Below are 19,676 nucleotides of genomic sequence, written 5' to 3'. Positions count from 1 at the left end.
AAGCAAGGCCCTTCGGGCCTTTGCGCAGCCTCGCCAGGGCTCGGCAGCGGCTACAGGCCAGTGCCGAGCCAGGCTTTTGTAGCTGCTGCCGCAGGCTGCGAACGGCTTGGGCGGCATTCCGACGCAGGAGACGCAAAGTCCTGAAACCGCCAGAGGCTCGGCGGCAGTCAGCGAAAGTCCCGACTGCGCACGCTGATGCCAGCCAGCAACGGGCTCAGATCCGTCAGGCGTCCGGCAATCAGGTGGCGCACTTCGCCCTCGGTCTCCAGGGTGCCGTCGACCTTGAGCAACTGCGCCCCCACCAGCACCCGGCGCTGGCGCTCGGCCAGATCGCGCCAGACCACCACGTTGACGTTGCCGAACTCGTCTTCCAGGGTGACGAAGGTCACGCCGCTGGCGGTGCCCGGGCGCTGGCGCCCGGTGACCAGCCCGGCCACGCTCACCGAACGCCCGTGCTCCACCGCCAGCAACTCGCGGGAACTGCGGCAGCGCCGGGCCTTGAGCTGCGCGCGCAGCAACGCCAGAGGATGGGGCCCCAGGGTGGTGCCAAGGCTGTGGTAATCGGCCTGCAGGTCTTCACCGACACTCGGCCGGGGCAGGTTCACCGGGGCCTCCTCCTGGCGTGGCAAATCGGCGAACAGCCCCAGTTGCTTCTCCACCCCGGCCACTTCCCAGCGTGCCCGGTAGCGATCCCCGGCCAGCGCCCGCAGGGCGCCGGCGTCCGCCAGCAGCTCCTGGGCCCGGACATCCAGCCGGGCCCGCTCGGCCAGGTCGGCAATATCGACAAAGCCCCGCTGCCGGCGTGCGCTCTCGATGCGTTGGCCGTCCTCCTGGCGAAAGCCCTTGATCATGCGCAGCCCCAGGCGCAGGGCCGGCTGCCCGGACAGGCCCTGTCCAGCGTCCAGGCTGCAGTCCCAGTCACTGGCGCTCACCTCCACCGGCAAAATCTGCAAACCGTGGCGCCGGGCATCCTGGAGGATCTGGTCCGGGCTGTAGAAGCCCATGGGCCAGCTGTTGATCAGGGCGCAGGCGAAGGCCGCCGGCTCATGGCACTTGAGCCAGCAGCTGGCGTAGGTCAGCAAGGCAAAGCTGGCGGCATGGGACTCGGGAAAGCCGTAGCTGCCAAAGCCCTTGATCTGCTCGAAGATCTGCGCCGCGAACTCGTCGCTGTAGCCGTTCTTGCGCATGCCCTGGCGCAGCCGTTCGCGGTGCGGCTCCAGGCCGCCGTGGCGCTTCCAGGCGGCCATGGAACGGCGCAACTGGTCGGCCTCGCCCGGGGTGTAGTCGGCGGCGACAATGGCGATCTGCATCACCTGTTCCTGAAACAGCGGCACGCCCAGAGTTCGCTTGAGCACCGCTTCCAACTTCGGCGACGGGTACGTCTCCGGCTCTTCACGGTTACGCCGACGCAGGTAGGGATGGACCATGCCGCCCTGGATCGGCCCGGGGCGGACGATGGCCACCTCGATCACCAGGTCATAGAAGTTCTGCGGCTTGAGCCGGGGCAGCATCGACATCTGCGCCCGCGACTCGATCTGGAACACACCAATGGTGTCGGCGCGACCGATCATCTGGTAAGTGGCCGGGTCTTCGGCCGGAATGCTGGTGAGGCTGTAGCGCTGGCCGCGGTAGCCGTGGATCAGGTCGAAGCAACGGCGGATGGCACTGAGCATGCCCAGGGCAAGGATGTCCACCTTGAGCAGGCCGACCATGTCCAGGTCGTCCTTGTCCCACTGGATCACCGTGCGCTCGGCCATGCTCGCGTTCTCCACCGGCACCAGATGGTCCAGGGGTTGCTCGGAAATCACGAAGCCGCCGGGGTGCTGGGACAGGTGCCGGGGAAAGCCGATCAACTGCCCGGTCAGGCTCAGGACCCGGCGCAGCACCGGGCTCTCGGGGTCGAAGCCGGCCTCCTGCAGACGCTCGACACTGGGCGGCGTATCGCTCCAGTGGCCGCAGCAGTCGGCCAGGGCGTTGACCTGATCCGGCGGCAAGCCCAGGGCCTTGGCCACATCGCGCACCGCCCCGGCGCCGTGGTAGGTGCTGACCACCGCGGTCAGCGCCGCGCGGTGCCGGCCGTAACGCTGGAACACGTACTGCAGCACCTCTTCGCGGCGCTCGTGTTCGAAGTCGACGTCGATGTCCGGCGGCTCGTTGCGTTCCCGCGACAAAAAGCGCTCGAACAGCAGGGTCGAGCGGTCCGGGTCGATCTCGGTGATGCCGAGGACGAAACACACCACCGAGTTGGCCGCCGACCCCCGGCCCTGGCAGAGAATGTGCTGGCGCCGGGCAAAATCGACGATGTCGTGCACGGTAAGAAAGTAGCTCTCGTAGCCCAGGTCGCTGATCAACGTCAGCTCATGTTCGATCTGCTGCAGCACCTCGGCCCGGGCCCCGCCGGGCCAGCGCCGCAGAATGCCGCGCTGGGTCAGCACCCGCAGCCAGGAGCCGGCGTCATGGCCGTCGGGCACCAGCTCCCGGGGGTATTGGTAGCGCAACTGGCCGAGGTCGAAAGCGCAGCGTCCGGCGATGGCCAGCGATTCGTCGAGCAAGGCCTGCGGGTACAGGCCTTGCAGCACCTCGATGGGGCGCAGGTGACGCTCGCCGTTGGCGAACAGCCGCTGCCCGGCCTCGGCCACCGGCAGGTGATGGCGGATCGCGGTCATGGTGTCCTGCAAGGCCCGGCGCCCGCGCACGTGCATGTGCACATCGCCACAGGCCACGGCCGGCAGCCCCAGTTGCCGGGCCAGGGCCAGCCGGTGTTGCAGGTGCCGGGCATCGTCCTGGCCACAATGCAGCTCCAGCGCCAGCCATAGGCGCTCGGGGAATATCTGGCGCAGCCAGTGGCTGTGGTCCGTCGCCGGGCCATCGTCCGTCAGCCACAGGGCCAGCAGCCCCGGCAAGGGTTCGGCGAAGTCCTCGCGCAGCAGGCGATAGCTGCCCTTCTCGGCCCGGCGCCGGGCCCGGGTGATCAACCGACACAGGCCCTGGTAACCCGCCAGGTCCTCCACCAGCAGCACCAGGCGCGGGCCGTCCTCGACCTGCATTTCGCTGCCGATGATCAGCTTGAGGCCAGTATCGCGTGAGGCCTGCCAGGCACGGACGATTCCCGCCAGGGTGCACTCATCGGTGATCGCCAGGGCCTGGTAGCCCAGGGCCGTGGCGCGCTGGAACAACTCGGCGGCACTGGAGGCGCCGCGCTGAAAACTGAAGTTGGACAGGCAGTGCAGCTCGGCATAGGCGCTCATGCGAACCAGCCTTGCAGGAGCAAGGGCCCGGGTTCGCCCACCTGGCGATAGGCCCAGCCCTGCTGGCCGGCCGCGGTTTCGATCAGGTAGTAGTCACGGCGCACGTCGGCGCCGTCCCACCAGCCGGACTCGATGCGCTCCGGGCCCATGAGAATCCGCACGCTGCCTTCGTTCAAGGGCTGCACCTCGCTGAACAGCCAGCCGGGACGGCGCAGCCCGGGGTTGGCCGGACACGGCTGCGGGTCGGCCCGGGGTTGCCAACTGCGCTCCGGTCGATGATCGGCGCGGTGCCCCAGGCCCTGCACCGCGTCATCCCCCAGGCGCGCCCGCAGGCGTTCGCGCAACTGCTCCCAGGGCAGGTTCTGCTGCGGGCGCTCGTCGAACAGTTCCGTGTGCCGGGGCACGAACAGCGGCAGGTCCTCGGCCACCAGCCGCAGGTTGCGCACCGGCGCCGGCACCTGGATCTGCTCCAGGCGCCCACGGGCCAGTTCAAACAGCATCGCCGGGTCGCGCTCGGCACTGAGCAGCCCCACCGGGATCAGGGTGTCGGCGCCTTCGGCATGTTCCAGGTGCAGGGCAAAACGCTGCACCCCGCTGTCGCGGCCACAGAGAAAGGCCGCCAGATCGGCAGTCAGCCGGCGCAGGGGAAACAGCAGCGCCTGATGGGACAGCACATCGAAATTCAGCTCGATGCGCAGGTCGAAACGGTCCGGCGGCTGATAGAACGCCAGCCCCAGCGGACGCTCGCCGAGCAGGGTATCCAGGTGCTTGAGCAGGCTGCCGTCAAAACGCCGAGCCAGGCTGGGCCTGGGCAGCTCCCGCAACTGCTGGAAGCTGCGCACCCCCATGCGCGACAGGGCCGTGGCCTGCTCCGGGGCCAGCCCCAGGCGCTCGATGGGCATCGCTCCCAGGGCTCTGGCCAGGGCCTCGCCGTCGGCCACTGCCAAGCCGTCATAGGCATTGGCCAGGACCCGGGCCGCCGCCGGGTTGGGCGCGGCGACGATGCGATGGCGAAAGCCCAGGGCCTGCAACTCCCGGCGCAGACGCGCTTCCATCTGCGGCCAGGGGCCGAACAGGCCCAGGCTGGACTCGATCTCCAGCACCAGGGTACGGGGGTAGGCCACGCTGACCTGGGAGCTGAAGCCATAGGCCCAGGCGGCGAGAAACTGCTGCCAGTGCTCGATCTGCCGGGGGTCGTATTCGGCGCTGGCAAAGGCCTTGGTCAGGGCCTGGGCGGCGGTCAGGGACTGCCCCGGGCGCAGGCCCAGCTCGCGGGCGGCGCCATTCACCGCCTGGATCACCCGGCGCTGTGGGGTGCCACTGAGCAGCGCCAGGGGCGCCTCGGGTTCGGCGCGCTGACGCAGCACGGCGTCCAGCGCCAATTGCGGGAACAGGATACACACCCAGCGCATGCCAACCTCAGTGCCCGGCGGGCCAGGCAATCGGGGCCGGATGGGCCAGCCCGCCCCGGCACTTGAGTACCCGCAACTGCACGGGGCGGCCCTGCACGCTGATCCTCAGGGCCGCCGGCGACGGGTTGTGCGCGGCGTCCAGGGGCCGGTAGGCGAAAGCCAGGGTCTGGCCGCTTTCCGCCGCCACCTGCAAGCGCCGCAGGGCGCGGTCGTCGACTTGTTGCGGCCAGCACAGCACCGCGCCGCAACTGCCGGAACGCAGGCATTGCTCAGCGGCCCACAAGGCATCGCGCTCCCCGGCCTGGATGATCGACAGCTGGCGCACATCCACCCCGGCGTTCTGCCAGGCCTGGGGATAGGGCACGAAGGGTGGCGCCACCAGCACCACCCGCTCCCCCGCCGCGGTCAGCCGCGCCAGGCTCGGCCACAGCAACTGCAGCTCCCCCAGGCCCTGGGCGGCGATGAGAATTTCCGTCAGCGCCGCCTCCGGCCAGCCGCCGGTGGGCAGCACCGCATCCAGGGCGGCATGCCCCGTCGGCTGCAGGCTGGCCGGCGCGGCCGCCGGGCGGCCTTTCCATACCCGTCCGCCATTGAACAGGGTATCCAGTGCGACCACGGCGCCCATCAGCCTGGCCTCACCAGACCGCAGAACACACCTTCGATAAACAGTTCGTGGTCGTCGCTGACCTCGATCGGCTGATAGGCCGGGTTGCGCGGCAGCAGGCGGATGCTCTGGCCCTTGCGCTCGAAACGCTTGATGGTCACTTCGCCGTCCAGGCGGGCGATCACCGTCTGGCCGTTGCGCACCTCGCTGCTGCGGCGCACCGCCACCAGATCGCCGTCGAGGATGCCGTCATCGATCATCGAATCGCCCTGGACCCGCAGCAGGTAATCCGGAGTGCGGGAGAACATCCCCGGGTCCAGCCACAACTGGCCGTGTATGTCGGCATCGACACCGATCGGCGCACCGGCGGCCACCCGCCCCAGCACCGGGATCTCCAGCAGCTCCGGGCGGCGCGGCTGATTGAGCAGGCGAATGCCCCGGGCCTGATGCGGGTTGACCTCAATGAACCCGGCCTCGGTCAGCGCCAGCACATGCTTGCGCGCCACGCTGCGCGAGGCGAAACCGAACGCCTCGCTGATTTCAGCGAGGCTTGGGGACTGGCCATGATCGGCGATGCGTTCGCGGATAAAGGTCAGGATGGCACTGCGGCGGGGGGATAAAGTCGTCATGGAGTACATTTGTACTCCTCTCGGATTTATCTGACAAGAACCGCCAATCAGTCCTGCCAGAAAACCATCGTCGATGCCGATGAACGCCCGCAACCGCCTGTCGTCAGGCGCCCGTCAAGGCTGAATCAGCCCACCACTTGGCATAATATGCCAACGCCTTTCCTCACACGCCCAGCCCAGGAGCACGGCATGCCAACGCGAAACGTTGTCCTCACCGCCCATCAAGAGCAGCTCATCAACAACCTGGTCAAATCCGGTCGTTACCAGAACGCCAGCGAGGTCATGCGCGAAGGTTTGCGTCTGCTGGAACAACGGGTTGCCGAGGAAGCCGCGAAAATCGAGGCATTGCGCCAAGCCGCTGCGATCGGTATCGCGGACCTGCAACAAGGACGCTTCAGCCAGGTGCGGGAAGAAAACCTGCAGCACTACCTGGATGAGCTGGGACTGGAAGCCGTCGCCACGGATCAAGAGAAACACTGAGGTGGTCCAGTACCGGATTTCCAATGCGGCCCGAACCGACATCGTCGACGCACTGCGGTTTTCCCAAAGACACTTTGGCGAAGCTGCCCGGGTTCGCTATCAGGCCTTGATCCTGCGAGCCCTACACGATCTCGCCAGCAACCCCCAGCACGTTGGCAGCCAAGAGCGTGACGACATCGCACCGGGCCTTCGCAGCTACCACCTGTTCTATTCCCGCCAACACTCCAGGCCCCCTCAAGCCCAGGTCAAGAAACCACGACATGTCCTGTTTTATCGAGTGATCGATGACAGCCTAATCGAAGTGGTCAGGTTGCTGCATGACGCCATGGAGGTTCAGTTGCACCTGCCTGCCCAATGATCGGTGCCTCCTGCAGAGCCGGCTTGCCGGCGAAGCGGCCCGAAAGACCGCCGCCATTGGCTCAGCCGCGCTGCAGGATCCGATCCATCACCCAGTCGGTCTTCAACGCCTCGCAGGCCTGGGCCGGGTGCACTGCGTCGCCGCGGATATGGGCGTTCATGCCCTGCACGTGATGCCACTGGATGTGCTCGGGGTGCTCGATGACCAGGCTCAGGGGCTCTTCGGCGTCGAGTTGCAGCGGATGCTCGTCGAACACGGAAAAGGTGATGCGCCCCTGGCTGCCGATGATCTCCACCCGGTCCACCCGGCGGTCGGCGACGAAGTTCCAGGCGCCGCTGCCCAGTGCCCCGCAGGCGAAGCGCCAGCTGGCGCTGACCGCGTCCTCGGCGGCATACAGCCCGGCCTGGCGGCGGCTGATGCCGGCCACCTCGACGATGTCGCCCACAAGGTACTGGAACAGGTCCAGGCCATGACTGGCCAGGTCGGCGAAGTAACCGCCACCGGCAATCTGTGGGTCGGTCCGCCAGTTGGCCGCGCCGCTGCGGTCAGCCTCGGAGGCGGCCTTGCTCAGGCTCCAGTGCAGGTGCCGGACCTCACCGATGCGGCCATCCGCCAGCCATTGCCGCACCTGGGCAAAGCGCGGCAGGGAACGCCGGTAATAGGCCACGAACAGGTGCAACCCGGCCTGCTGGAACGCCTGCTGCATGGCCCGGCTCTGCCCGGCATGCATGGCCATGGGTTTTTCCACGCAGCAATGCTTGCCGGCGGCAGCCACTTGCAGGCTGTAGGCGTAATGGCTGTCGGGGGGCGTGGCGATGTACACCGCGTCCACCTCGGGGTCATCGATCAGGGCCTGGGCATCGGTGTAGTAACGGGCAATGCCGTGGCGCCGGGCATAGTCGCGCACCGCCTCGGGGCGGCGGCCCATCACCGCCACCAGCGCCGAACCCGGGACCTTGTAGAAGGCCGGGCCGCTCTTGCGCTCGGTGACGCTGCCGCATCCGATCATGCCCCAGCGCACGATGCGCAGCGGCCCGGCCTCGGTGCTCATTTCGCCGCTTGCAACGCGCGCAGGTCGAGCTGGCCGTTGTGCAGCGGCGGGCACCAGTAGTAGCCACCGGTGATCGGCCGGCTCATGCGGTACAGGCCATCGACGATGCCGTCTTCCAGGCCGCTCATGCGCCGCAGCTGGACTTCGAAGGCGTTCAGGCTGTGACCGAAGGCGAGGAACATCAGGCCGCCGTTCTCACCTTCGACCCAGGGCATCGAGCGGCGCACCATGAAGGCCTCCGGGGTGAAGCTTTCCTGGGCGGTGCGCTTGACGTGGGCCGACTCCGGCGCGTCGTCCAGCTCTTCGTTGTCGCTCAGGCGCCGGCCGATGATGTGGTCGCGCTCTTGCTGGTGCATCGCGGCAAAGCCCTTGAAGTCGTGCTGCCACTGCTGGATCGCGGCAAAGCTGCCACCGCGCAGGCCGTCTTCACCCTCGGCCAGTGCGGCGGCCACGGCGGCTTCATCCTCAGGGTTTTCGGTGCCATCTTCGTAACCGGTGAGGTCATGGCCGGTCTTGTGGCGGAAGGTTTCGTTCATCGCCACCAGGCGCAGGGCCGGGGCCAGGGCCGCCGCCAATTCGTTGCTGCGGTGCATCAGTTCGCCGCGCTCCTCACCGTGCAGCCAGACCCACAGCGCGTGCTGGGTCGAAGGGTTGTCGACACCGACGCCGGTCAGCGCCGGGAACGCCTTGAGCCCTTGCACCCGAGCGCCCAGGGCCTTGACCAGCGATGCGCCAAAGCCGGCCACCGCCGTTGCGCCGTCCACCCGTGCCTGCAACTGGTCGAGGGCCTGGGGCAACGCCTCGATGGATTCGAGGGCAAAGAACAAATGACGGGCCTGGGACGGAACGGGTGCAGCGAGGATGCCGGGCTGGTAGTAACTCATGGGAACTCCTGAATAAAGGCGGGGAGTTTACCGCTGTGCGACGCAGGCGTCAGTGCCGTTGCGCAACGGATTGGCAACCGGCGGCAACAGCACAGCTCCGGCCTGCGCCAAGGGACTGCCCGGCCCGCCCGGCAGCCGCTGGCGGGCGAAGCCGGGGCGCCCCTAGTGGATCCGATAGTGAAAGGTGTTGCGCACCGCCGGCACCGTCACCGCCCGACCGTCGATCAGCCGAGGCTGGTAGCGGAAGGTCGCCACCGCCGCCAGGGATGGGCGCATGAACAGCGGGTGGCAGCCGTCGATGACCTTGGGGTTCTCCACCCGGCCCTGGGGGTTGACGCTGTATTCCACGGTGCAGTCGCCTTCCAGGTTCTTGTCCAGGGCTCGCTGCGGGTAGTCCGGAGCCTCCTTGCTCAGGGGCTGGTACTGGCGGCTGTCGGCGGCGGCCTGGGCCGCCTGCTGGCGCGCGCGCTCGGCGGCCAGCCGCGACTGTTCGGCGCGCTGGGCCTGGGCTTGTTCCTGGGCCAGGCGTTGCTCGGCGTCGCGCTGGCGCTGTTCGGCCTCCAGGCGCTCGCGCTGCTGGCGTTGCTGCTCCTGCGCCTGCTCACGTTTCTTGTCGTCCACACGCTTGCGCGCCAGGGCCGCCTGTTCCAGCTTCTGCGCCTGCACCTGGGGGTCTACCTGGGGCTTGGGGGGCTCCAGCGGCGCCGTAGGTGCCGAAGGTGGTGGTGCGACTTCAGCCACCGCCGGCAACGGTTCCGCGGGGGCGGCCGGCGGCGCCAGCATCACCAGTTGGGTGGTCAGTACCGGCGGTGTCTCGACCTGCGGTTTGTCCACCGACCAGCCCAGCACCAGCGCCGCCAGCACCCCGGCGTGCAGGGCCAGGGCCAGGGTCGCCGCCAGGCTGTTGCGCCAGAAGCCGGAGGCCTCGGGCCCCATGGGCAGCACTGTGGGGCTGTGGATGATCATCGCCGTCATTGCGGGGCCTCGGTCACCAGCCCCAGGTTGTGCACCCCGCCCTGCTGCAACGCAGCCATGGCCGCCACCACGCTGGCGTAGGCGGCGTCCTGGTCAGCACGGATGTACACCTGGGTGTCGCCGCGCTGGGCAATCACCTGGGCCACCTTGGCGCGCATCTGCTCCAGGTCCACGGCGCTGTCGGTCTGGTGCCGGGTGTCGAGTTCGCTGCCCAGGTTCCAGTAGTAGCCGCCCTCGGCCTTCACCGACAGGGTGAGGATCTGCTGGCGGCTGTCGGTGGCCAGGGCCTGGCTGGCGACCTTGGGCAATTGGATCTTCACCCCCTGGGTGAGCATCGGCGCGGTGACCATGAAGATCACCAGCAGCACCAGCATCACGTCGATGTAGGGCACCACGTTCATTTCCGCCTTGGGTCCGTGCTTGCGTTGCGGCCTGACTAACATCGGCTTGCTCCTTCTCTCAGGCGGCCACGGCCAGGTGGCTCGGGGTGCCCTGCAAGGTGCGGTGCAGGCGCACCTGCAGTTCGTTGCCAAAGGCGTAGTAGCGGGTCAGCAGGGTCTGGCTGCGGGCCGAGAAACGGTTGTAGGCGATCACCGCGGGAATCGCCGCGAACAGGCCGATGGCGGTGGCGATCAGCGCCTCGGCGATGCCCGGGGCCACGGTGGACAGGGTCGCCTGCTGCACCTGGGACAGGCCGAGGAAGGAATTCATGATCCCCCACACGGTGCCGAACAGGCCGATGTAGGGGCTGACCGAGCCCACGGTGGCAAGAAACTGCAGGCCCTTTTCCAGGCGGGTTTCCTGCTCGCTGATGGCCACGTACAGGGCCCGTTCCACGCCCTCCAGCACGCCTTCAGCGGCGCCGCCGGCCGCGCCGTGCAGGTGGCCGAATTCCTCATAGCCGGCGACAAAGATCGGCTCCACGCCGCCTTCGCCGTCGGCCTTGCGGGCCACTTCGCGGTACAGCGGCAAGAGTTCGGGGGCGGCGCGAAAGCGCTGGATGAACGCGTTGCAACGGCGCTCACGGCCGTGCAGCACAGCGCCGCGCTGGATGATCAGGTACCAGCTGAGCAGGGATGCCAGGAGCAGGGTCAGCATCACCGCCTTGACCAACAGGCTGGCATCGCTGATCAGCCCCCAGATGCTCATGTGTTCGAGTGTGGCTTGCATGGTGAAACTCCTTCGCGGGTGCCCGCCGGGGCCTGAGCCGTGCCGGCGGGGCTATTCGATGACATGCCGATGACCGGGTGATGACAGCCGCTCAGGGCAGTTTCAGGGCCCGGGTGACGTCGGCCCAGGGCACGAACTTGAAGTTCTGGGTCTGCTCGGGCATGCGCTTGCGCCCGTCCTGGACCACCAGCAGGCCCTGGCTCCAGGGCCCGCCGAGGTTGGCCGAGGTGACTTCCAGGCCGTCGGTTTCCGAGGCGCCGTCGATCCCCGCCGCGGCGTTGAGGCCGACCCGGAAGGCACCGTGGGAAGCGAACGGCGGCTCGGCGTCCAGCACCAGGTAGCTGTCGTTGCCCTGGCTGGAAATCACCAGGTAGTCGCGGGCGTTGCTCTGGTACAGGGCCAGGCCCTCGACATCGGCCTGCAACAGGCCGCCGACCTTGATCACGCTGTGCAGGGTCGCCGGTTGTTCGGGGCGGGCGTCCAGGGCCCAGACCCCGACGTCCTCTTCCCCCAGGAACAGCCGCTGGCGCTGGTCGTCGGCGACGCAGCCCTCGGGCTGGCTGGCCACCTTGAACTGGCGCACCAGCTCGCCCTGGGCACTGCCGGACGGCGCACTCAGGCGGTACTGGACGAAGGTGCCGTCCTTGTCGTTGGCAATCGCATAGATCTCGCCGCTGGCGGGCTGGAACAGGCACAGGCCGTAGATCGCCTTGAGCGGCGTGGGGATCTCCCCGGCCTCGCGCAGCTCGCCGCTGGCACGGTCGATGGCGAACAGGCTGAGGCTGTTGCGGTCGCGGTTGCTGGCCACGGCCAGGTCCACGGTCTGCTGGCCCAGCTTGAAGTTGGGGCGCACGTCGACGTTGTTCAGGCGCCCCACCGCCAGTTCCTGCAACAGTTTGCCCTGCAGGTCGTAGGCCAGCAGGCCCTGCTTCTTGTTGGTGCCCAGCACCCGGCTCAGGGACGGCTGCTGCGGGTGGACCCAGATCGCCGGGTCATCGGCGGCATCGCCCTGGCGCCCCACCGGATCGCTCTGCACCGCCGCCTGCACGTTGGGCAATACCGGCGGCAGGGCCGGCGCGTGGGCCTGCCAGTCCAGCTGGCCCTGGTACAGGCGGCCATCCTCGTCATCGCGCAGCAACACTTGCAGGCCCTTGGCGCTGGCGCGCAGGGCGATGTTTTCCGGTTCCTTGAGGCCGCTCAGGGGCAAGCTGGCCTGGGCCGACCAGCCCTGCTCCTGCTGCTGATAGAGATGCAGTTGCGCGGCTTTCGGGTCCAGGCCCAACACCCCGCCCGGCACCAGGGCCATGGCCCCGGCGCTTTTCCTGATCTCGCCAAAGGGCGCGCGCAGGGCCACCGGCTGGCGCGCGGTGTCGGCTTCGGCGTGGGCCGGGTAGGCCCACCAGCCGACGTTCTGTTCATTGACCAGCAGTTGCTGGGCGGCGTCGTCCACCTGGCAGAACTTGGCCTCCGGCGGCAGCGGCAGGCCACGCACCCGTCGCGGCTCGGCGCTCAGTTGCGCGCCGTGGCCCACCAGCCACTGCTCGCCCTTGCCCTCCTCGCCCACCAGGAACAGGAACAGGTTGCTGGCCTCGTCGCGGTACAGGCACAGGCCGTTGACCGGGAAGTCGCGGGGCGGCAGGTACAGCGGCTGGCCCCAATGCCGGGCCTTCGGGTCGAGGCTCAGCAGCAGTGCCTGCTGGCGTTCGTTGTCCAGGCTGGCCACCAGCAGTTGCTGGCCGGCGGCGCGGCTGTCCAGGCCGTTGAACGAGCCCTTGAAGCGGGCCAACTGGCGACCCTGTTCATCCAGCAGCAACAGGCCTTCGCGCTCGCTGGCCAGCAGCCGGTCGGCGCCTGTGCCGGCGGGCACGAAGCCCAGCCCGGTGACGCCCGGGGTCTGCTCGGCCCAGGGTTTGAGGGTCAGGCCCGGCACGCTGGGGGCGGCCTGGGCAGCACTGCTGGCCAGGCCAATGCACAGCGCCAGCAGAGTGGTTTTCGCGATCGATACAGTGCTCATCACAATCCTTGGAGGTGCAGTCGGGCAGCGGCCCGGTACTTAGAAATGGGTGAAGGTCAGGCCGAGCTTGTAGGTCGGGCCGTATTCCTCGTACTGGGCGTTGTAGGAGCGGTTGCCGGTGTAGACGAAGTACGGCTGGTCGGTGAGGTTCTGCGCCTCGAAGCTCAACTGCAGGTTCTTGCTCAGGGAATACTTGGCGCTGAAATCGACGAAGGTCTGGGCGTCCACGTGCAGGTCGTGGGCCTTGTCGCCGATCGAGGCCAGCTCATAGAGGTAGGCCGACTTGTAGTTGGCCGACAGGCGCAGACTGAGCTTGTCGTCTTCCCAGCCGAGCATCAGGTTGCCCACGGTGTCCGACTGATTGGGCAGGTCGATGTCGCGCTTGCGGTTGACCCCGGCCTTCTGGTCGAAGCCTTCGATGCTCGCGCTGGAGCGGCTGAAGGTGCTGTTGGCGCCCAGCAGCAGGCCGTTCCACGGCGCCGGCAGCCAGTCGAACTTCTGCGAGTAGGCCAGCTCCAGGCCATACAGCTTGGCGCTGTCGCCGTTGGCGAAGGTGTGCGCCTCGGAGAACCCGCTCCAGGCGCCGGTGCCGGCCAGGTCGGTGTTGTAGACGAAGTTCTGGATGTCCTTGTAGAACACGAAGGCCGAGACGCTGCCGGCGCGGCCCATGTAGTGCTCGATGCCCAGGTCCAGGTTGCTCGACTCCAGGGGCTTGAGGTCGGGGTTGCCGAAGGTCGCCTCGTCGCCGTCGATGACAAAGCCCGGGGCCAGCTGGCCAAAGGTCGGGCGCACCACGCTCTTGGTCCAGGCCGCGCGCAGTTGGGTGTTCTTGTCCAGCTGGTAGCGCGCGTGCAGCCCGGGCAGCCAGTGCTGGTAGCGGCGCTTGGTGTCGGTGGCGGTGAAGGCGCCGTCGGTGACCCCGGTGCCCTTGGCCTCGAACTCGGTGCCCTCGTAGCGCAGGCCGGCAATGAAGCGCCAGTCGTCGATGTCCAGGGTGTTCATGAAGTAGCCGGCGTTGATGTCTTCGCGGATCTTGAAGTCGTTAACCCGGGATTCTTCCTCGTCGTAGAAGGCCGCCGGATTCAGGCCACCGATCAGTTGCTTGATGGCGCTGCCGCTGATGCCCGGGCCGAAGCGGCCCAGGGAATAGTCCACGCGGCCCTTCTGGAACTGCCCGAGGTTGAGCTGCTGGTCGGTGAAGCCCAGGGTGTCGAAGTCCTTGTAGACCCAGGCTTCCAGGTCGTTGTCCTTGTTGCGCCGGCTGACTTTGCCACCGAACTTGAACTGCGCGGCGTAGCCACTGAGGTCATAGTCCCGGGCCAGGTCCAGGCGCAGGTTCTTCTCGGTGTCGGTGGTGTTCTGCTTTTCCCAGTCGACCTTGTCCAGGGTGAAGTTGGCCGCGTCAAAGAAGCCCGAGTCGATCACCGGGCGCGGCTTGCCATTGTCGTAGAAGCCGCTGTCGGAAAAGTCGCTGTTGCCCTTGAAGGTGGCCCCGGCGATATGCGCCGGGCTGTCTTCGCTGGAGCGGCTGTAGCCGGTCTGGCCGCTGAGGGTCCACAGGCCCAACTGGCGCTCGCCGCCGAACACGTAGGACTGGATCTCCTGGGTTTCCTCGCGCTGCTTGAGCTTGCGCTTGGCCTCGGCGTCGCCGCGCTCCCCGGCCGCCAGCGGGTCGGCGAACTCGATGCTGGTGGAGTTGCGCGTCTCGCTGTCCTTGTAGCGGCTGTAGAGGGTACGCAGGTAGTAGCTGCTGCTGTCGTCGGGCTTGTAGTCGAAGTTCAGGCCGCCGCCGGCCCGCTCGCGGCTGATGGCGTAGTCGCGCTGCTCGAACTCCTGCAGCCTGGCGCCGCGCTCGAAGTCCCAGGCGCCGCCGGTCTCGACGTTGTCGGAGCCGAAATCGCGCTTCTGCCAGCTCAGGGCCGCGGCCACGCCGAAGTTGTCGATGCCGTCGCCGAGGCTGAAGCGGTTGCTCGCCGCGCCGGAGAATTTCGGGCTGGTCTGGCGGGTGTTCTGGTCATAGCTGGCCTCGCTGCTGCCGCTGTAGAACAGGCCCTTGTGGTCGAAGGCCGAGAGGCTTTTCACGTCCACGGTGCCGCCCAGGGAGTTGGCGTCCATGTCCGGGGTCAGGGTCTTGATCACCGACAGCGACTGCACCAGCTCCGAGGGCAGCACATCCAGGGCCACGGCGCGGCGCGCGCTTTCCGGGGACGGCACCAGGGTGCCGTTGATGGTCACGCTGTTGAGGTCCGGGCCCAGGCCGCGGACGCTGACAAAGCGCCCTTCGCCCTGGTCGCGCTCGATGCTGATGCCCGGCAGGCGCTGCGCCGCTTCGGCGGCGTTCTGGTCCGGCAACTGGGCCACGCCGTCGGCGTGTACCACGCTCTGGATGCTGTCCGAACGCCGTTGTTCCTTGAGCGCCTGATCGATGCTGGCCGCCTGGCCCACCACTTGGACGTGCTCGGTGGCGGCCGTTTCGGCGGCGCTCAAGCGTTCACTGGCGATGGCCATGGCCAGCGCGGTCAAGGTAAAGCTGACCAGCCCGGGACTGCTGCGCTTGTACATGAGGTTCCTCCCCAAGAGTCCGCCAACGCCGGGCAAGGGGCCCGGCAACTGGGAGGGCACGCTAGGGTTGGCGAATGACGGTTCTGTGACAGGCCTGGTCGACAGGTCGCCAAAACAGCCGTTTCCCCGGGTTTAGCCCCGGCAAATGAGCTGAATTGACCCCTGCGGGAGCGGGCCTGCCGGCAAAAGCCATCACCCGTCGGGCGCAGGTCTTGCGGGCCCCTTCGCCGGCAAGCCGGCTCCTACACATCCGTGGCGCCCCCGCCGCCCCGTAGGAACGGGCTTGCCCGCGAAGAGGCCCTCGAGGCGGCCCCATCCAGCAAAAAAAACGCCTGAACCCTGAGCTGATTCGACCCCTCGACGGTTTTTTCCGCTGTCACCCCACCGTCACAAACATCTGCTGTGCTGGCGCCCTCTCACTCCTGGCAAAAAGGATCGCGGCCATGTTCTGCGTGCTCAAACCCCACCGCTGGAAACTCGCCGCGCTGTTGCTGGCGGCCAATGCCGGGCTGTTGCTGCACCTGGCTTGCGGCAGCCTGAAATCGGTCAGCGAGTGGCAATGGCTGGACATCATCGGCGAAGGCGGCTCGGCGCTGCTGGCCCTGGTCTGGCTCGCACTGGTGCTCAAGAGCCGCCCCGCCGGCCGGGTCACCAACTACCTGGCCCTGGGCCTGAGCTGCATTTTCTTTTCCTGGTGGATCGACAGCCTCGACGAGTTCATCCGCCTGCCCGCCAGCATCACCTGGGACCACTGGCTGGAGTCCGGGCCGATGCCCATCGGCATGATCCTGCTGACCATCGGCATCTACCACTGGCACCGCGAACAGCTGGCCATCAGCGCGCAGATGGAAAAGAAGGAACGGCTGTTTCGCGAGCACCGGCAGTTCGACAAGCTCACGCCCCTGGCCGGCGCCGACTACCTCAAGCGCGAGCTGGCCGCCAGCCTGGAGGACAGTCGCCGCCAGCAGCAGCCGTTGTCGTTGCTGGCCCTGGACCTGGACCATTTCGCCGCGATCAACCAGCACTACGGCCACGCCGAAGGTGACGCGGTGCTGCAGGCCCTGAGCCATGTGCTGCTGCTCAACCTGCGGCGCCAGGACCTGCTGTGCCGGCTGGCCGGCGACCGCTTCGTGGTGCTCTTGCCCAACACCGGCGAGAGCCAGGCCCGGCTGCTGGCCCTGGAGCTGCAACAGGCAGTGCAGGGCCTGGCGCACAAGACCCGGCAACACGGCGAGCGCCTGTACCTGGCGGCCAGCACCGCGGTGGTGATGGCCCTGGAGGAAACCCCGGAGGTCCTGCTCAAACGCCTCAACCTGGCCCTGGCCCGGGCCAAGCAGCCCCTGGCAAAAACCGCCTGAGGCGCCGTCATGACCGTGAAGACCTGCTGGTACGAAAGCGATACCCGGTTCATCCCCGGGCACTATCAACCGGCGACACTGATCGACCTGGCGCTGTCCCGGGACATCGACAGCCACCGCCTGCTGCGCGGCACCGGGCTGTTCCACGAGGACATCCTGGCCGGACAGACCCGCCTCAGCCCGCAGCAGTTCCTGGCGCTGATCGGCAACAGCCGGCGCCTGCTGGACGCCGACGACAGCAGTTTCCTGTTCGGCCAGCGCCTGCTGCCCGGGCATTACGGCGCCGCCAGCCACGCCCTGCGCCATGCACAGAACCTGCAGCAGGCCCTGGACGCCCTGGTGCAGCAGCAGGCCCTGCTCAGCCCCCTGCTCAGCCCGCGCCTGGTGCTGGATGAACAGCATGCCTACTGCTACTGGCTGGACAGCTGCGGCGCCGGCGAGCACGGGCGTTTCCTGCTGGAGGCCAGCATGACCGCCCTGGTGGCCATGAGTCAGTGGCTCAGCGGCCAGCGCCTGCCCTGGGAATGCAGCTTCAGCCACGGCGAGCCGCGCTATGTCGAGCAGTACTGGGTGCACCTGGGGGAACAGACCCAGTTCCGGCGGCCCCTGGACCTGATGCGCATCCCCCGGCAATACCTGACCCGGCCCTGGCCCGGGGCCTCGGCCACCGCCGGCCAGGTGGCGCGCCTGGAAGCCGACGAACACCTGCGCCAGCTGGGTTTTTCCGGGAGTTTTCTCGATGCCCTGGACCGCTACCTGCAAGCCAACGTGCGGCATGCGCCGAGCCTGGAACAGACCGCCCAGGCCTTCGCCATGAGCCCGGCGACCCTCAAGCGCAAGTTGAGCAAGCACCACAGCGGCTACCAGCAGCAGGTGGACCGGGTGCGCAAGCAGGTGGCGCTGTACCTGTACCAGATCAGGGGCTGGAGCAACGAGGCGGTGGCCGAGTACCTGAACTTCAATGACCCGGCCAATTTCCGCCGCTCCTTCAAGCGCTGGACCGGCAGCACCCCGAGCCTGATCCGGCAGTTGCTGGGCAGCAGCTGAAACGTTTAATCTCGAACCGTGACCGCCTGCGCGCCGCCCGCAGAAACTGCTGAAGGCGCAGCCCATTCAGGCGTATAAACCTGGGAGCGATGGCGTCACTGTCATCCGCGCCGCCGCCATTTCCAACACGGGGTAGAGTCATGACCACAGCCAATGTCCTCACCAACCTGTTTCCCGCTGCCGCCGACATCCCCGAAGCCTATCGCCTGCCCGACCCGGTGGAGCAGCGCGACTACCTGGTGGACGGTGAACTGCGCACCTGGAGCGGCCCCCTGGCCCAGGTCCGCAGCCCGATCTACCTGAGCGGCGCCGACGGCGACCGGCAAGTGATCCTCGGCAGCACCCCGCTGCTGGACGCCGACACCGCCCTCACCGCCCTGGACGCCGCCGTGCGCGCCTACGACCGCGGCCAGGGCACCTGGCCGACGATGCGCGTGGCCGAGCGCATCCAGCACGTGGAAGCCTTCCTGGCGCGCATGCGCGAGCAGCGCACGGCGGTGGTCAGGCTGCTGATGTGGGAAATCGGCAAGAACCTCAAGGACTCGGAGAAAGAGTTCGACCGCACCTGCGACTACATCGTCGACACCATCGGCGCGCTCAAGGAACTGGACCGGCGCTCCAGCCGCTTCGAACTGGAGCAGGACACCCTCGGCCAGATCCGCCGGGTGCCCCTGGGCGTGGCCCTGTGCATGGGCCCCTACAACTACCCGCTGAACGAAACCTTCACCACCCTGATCCCGGCGCTGATCATGGGCAACACCGTGGTGTTCAAGCCGGCCAAGCTCGGCGTGCTGCTGATCCGCCCGCTGCTCGAAGCCTTCCGCGACAGCTTCCCGGCCGGGGTGATCAACGTCATCTACGGCAGCGGCCGCGAGACCGTCAGCGCGCTGATGGCCAGCGGCAAGATCGACATCTTCGCCTTCATCGGCACCAACAAGGCCGCCAGCGACCTGAAGAAACTCCACCCCCGGCCGCACCGCCTGCGCGCGGCCCTGGGCCTGGACGCGAAGAACCCGGGGATCGTGCTGCCCGATGCCGACCTGGACAACGCGGTCAGCGAGGCCGTTACCGGCGCGCTGTCGTTCAACGGCCAGCGCTGCACCGCGCTGAAGATCCTGTTTGTCCACGAAGCCGTGGTCGAGCGCTTCATCGAACAGTTCAACGCCAAGCTCAAAGGCCTCAAGCCGGGCATGCCCTGGGAGCCGGGGGTGGCCCTGACGCCGCTGCCGGAAAACACCAAGGTCGACTACCTGCACACCCTGGTGGCCGATGCCCAGGCCCACGGCGCCCAGGTGGTGAACCCCCATGGCGGCGAGTCGCGGGCGTCGTTCTTCTACCCGGCGGTGCTGTACCCGGTGACCCCGCAGATGCGCGTCTACCACGAGGAACAGTTCGGCCCGGTGGTGCCCATCGTTCCCTACCGCGACCTGGACACGGTGATCGACTACGTCCTGGAGTCGGACTTCGGCCAGCAACTGAGCCTGTTCGGCAGCGACCCGGCGGTGATCGGCCGGCTGGTGGACACCTTCGCCAACCAGGTCGGGCGGATCAACATCAACGCCCAGTGCCAGCGCGGCCCGGACACCTTCCCCTTCAACGGCCGCAAGAACTCCGCCGAGGGCACGCTGTCGGTGCATGATGCGTTGCGCACCTTCTCGATCCGCACCCTGGTGGCGACCAAGTTCCAGGAGCGCAACAAGGAGCTGATCAGTGACATCATCCGCAACCGCGACTCCAGCTTCCTGACCACCGACTACATTTTCTAAAAGCGCCTGGCCGGGGCTCGCCACGCGGCGAGTCCCGGCCACCGATCCTGCCACTCATGCCACTGGGAGAAACCAGCCTGGGCCCGTTCAAGTTCCTGCCAAGCCTCACCCTGCCCCC

16 protein-coding genes are annotated in these 19,676 nt (G+C 67.8%); 5 read left to right on the top strand and 11 right to left on the bottom strand.

The window, feature by feature from the left end:
- Window positions 1–167: 167 nt before the first annotated feature.
- Genes ACMGG8_RS16035 through lexA form a run of 4 tightly spaced genes read right to left on the bottom strand, consistent with a single transcriptional unit; the run spans window position 168 to window position 5,902 of the window.
- Window positions 168–3,248 carry an error-prone DNA polymerase gene (locus tag ACMGG8_RS16035; RefSeq protein WP_414157896.1) on the bottom strand — a complete coding sequence of 1,027 codons (3,081 nt, stop codon included), beginning with the start codon at window positions 3,246–3,248 and terminating at the stop codon, window positions 168–170.
- Window positions 3,245–4,660 (bottom strand): Y-family DNA polymerase, encoded by a 1,416-nt coding sequence (locus ACMGG8_RS16030; protein ID WP_414157895.1) that lies wholly within the window; start codon window positions 4,658–4,660, stop codon window positions 3,245–3,247. The genes ACMGG8_RS16035 and ACMGG8_RS16030 overlap by 4 nt, the downstream gene beginning before the upstream one ends.
- A 7-nt stretch (window positions 4,661–4,667) precedes the next feature.
- A complete protein-coding gene (gene imuA, locus ACMGG8_RS16025; protein ID WP_060840004.1) occupies window positions 4,668–5,285 on the bottom strand; it encodes a translesion DNA synthesis-associated protein ImuA in 618 nt (205 codons plus the stop codon).
- Window positions 5,285–5,902, bottom strand: coding sequence for a transcriptional repressor LexA (gene lexA / locus ACMGG8_RS16020; protein WP_129405735.1), 618 nt, complete (start codon window positions 5,900–5,902; stop codon window positions 5,285–5,287). The genes imuA and lexA overlap by 1 nt, the downstream gene beginning before the upstream one ends.
- Window positions 5,903–6,082: 180 nt before the next feature.
- Here lexA and ACMGG8_RS16015 point away from each other — a divergent pair, with 180 nt between their 5' ends.
- Together ACMGG8_RS16015 and ACMGG8_RS16010 are read left to right on the top strand one after the other, a co-directional pair.
- The gene (locus tag ACMGG8_RS16015) at window positions 6,083–6,373 is read left to right on the top strand and encodes a type II toxin-antitoxin system ParD family antitoxin (protein ID WP_207166156.1); all 291 of its coding nucleotides are present in this window, start codon (window positions 6,083–6,085) and stop codon (window positions 6,371–6,373) included.
- 1 nt (window position 6,374) lies between these two features.
- A complete protein-coding gene (locus tag ACMGG8_RS16010) occupies window positions 6,375–6,731 on the top strand; it encodes a type II toxin-antitoxin system RelE/ParE family toxin (RefSeq protein ID WP_102864839.1) in 357 nt (118 codons plus the stop codon).
- Between the two features lie 61 nt (window positions 6,732–6,792).
- Here the strand turns inward: ACMGG8_RS16010 and ACMGG8_RS16005 are convergent, their stop codons facing one another.
- From ACMGG8_RS16005 to ACMGG8_RS15975, 7 genes are all read right to left on the bottom strand, one after another.
- The gene (locus tag ACMGG8_RS16005) at window positions 6,793–7,761 is read right to left on the bottom strand and encodes a Gfo/Idh/MocA family protein (RefSeq protein WP_060845153.1); all 969 of its coding nucleotides are present in this window, start codon (window positions 7,759–7,761) and stop codon (window positions 6,793–6,795) included.
- 17 nt (window positions 7,762–7,778) lie between these two features.
- Window positions 7,779–8,666, bottom strand: coding sequence for a Dyp-type peroxidase (locus tag ACMGG8_RS16000; protein ID WP_414157894.1), 888 nt, complete (start codon window positions 8,664–8,666; stop codon window positions 7,779–7,781).
- A 162-nt stretch (window positions 8,667–8,828) separates the two neighbouring features.
- A complete protein-coding gene (locus tag ACMGG8_RS15995) occupies window positions 8,829–9,641 on the bottom strand; it encodes an energy transducer TonB (RefSeq protein ID WP_414157893.1) in 813 nt (270 codons plus the stop codon).
- Window positions 9,638–10,084 (bottom strand): protein TolR, encoded by a 447-nt coding sequence (gene tolR / locus ACMGG8_RS15990; protein WP_060840012.1) that lies wholly within the window; start codon window positions 10,082–10,084, stop codon window positions 9,638–9,640. Before tolR ends, ACMGG8_RS15995 begins: the two co-directional genes overlap by 4 nt.
- A gap of 16 nt (window positions 10,085–10,100) precedes the next feature.
- Complete coding sequence (gene tolQ / locus ACMGG8_RS15985; protein WP_414157892.1) at window positions 10,101–10,811, bottom strand: protein TolQ; 711 nt, start codon at window positions 10,809–10,811, stop codon at window positions 10,101–10,103.
- A gap of 91 nt (window positions 10,812–10,902) precedes the next feature.
- A complete protein-coding gene (locus ACMGG8_RS15980; protein WP_414157891.1) occupies window positions 10,903–12,825 on the bottom strand; it encodes a phytase in 1,923 nt (640 codons plus the stop codon).
- A gap of 39 nt (window positions 12,826–12,864) precedes the next feature.
- The gene (locus ACMGG8_RS15975; RefSeq protein ID WP_414157890.1) at window positions 12,865–15,387 is read right to left on the bottom strand and encodes a TonB-dependent receptor; all 2,523 of its coding nucleotides are present in this window, start codon (window positions 15,385–15,387) and stop codon (window positions 12,865–12,867) included.
- 443 nt (window positions 15,388–15,830) lie between these two features.
- Here ACMGG8_RS15975 and ACMGG8_RS15970 point away from each other — a divergent pair, with 443 nt between their 5' ends.
- The 3 genes from ACMGG8_RS15970 (at window position 15,831) to ACMGG8_RS15960 (ending at window position 19,558) form a co-directional block, all read left to right on the top strand.
- Window positions 15,831–16,745, top strand: a complete 915-nt coding sequence (locus tag ACMGG8_RS15970) for a GGDEF domain-containing protein (RefSeq protein WP_108545630.1) — start codon at window positions 15,831–15,833, stop codon at window positions 16,743–16,745.
- Between the two features lie 9 nt (window positions 16,746–16,754).
- Window positions 16,755–17,792 (top strand): AraC family transcriptional regulator, encoded by a 1,038-nt coding sequence (locus ACMGG8_RS15965; RefSeq protein ID WP_060840017.1) that lies wholly within the window; start codon window positions 16,755–16,757, stop codon window positions 17,790–17,792.
- A gap of 140 nt (window positions 17,793–17,932) precedes the next feature.
- Window positions 17,933–19,558: an NADP-dependent glyceraldehyde-3-phosphate dehydrogenase gene (locus ACMGG8_RS15960; protein WP_414157889.1), complete on the top strand. Its 1,626-nt coding sequence runs from the start codon at window positions 17,933–17,935 to the stop codon at window positions 19,556–19,558.
- The last annotated feature ends 118 nt before the right edge of the window (window positions 19,559–19,676 follow it).

Source organism: Pseudomonas sp. BNK-45, from assembly GCF_047456255.1.
Lineage (GTDB): Bacteria > Pseudomonadota > Gammaproteobacteria > Pseudomonadales > Pseudomonadaceae > Aquipseudomonas.
Note: the sequence above shows the minus strand (reverse complement) of the source record. Positions and strands in the feature narration are given on the sequence as shown.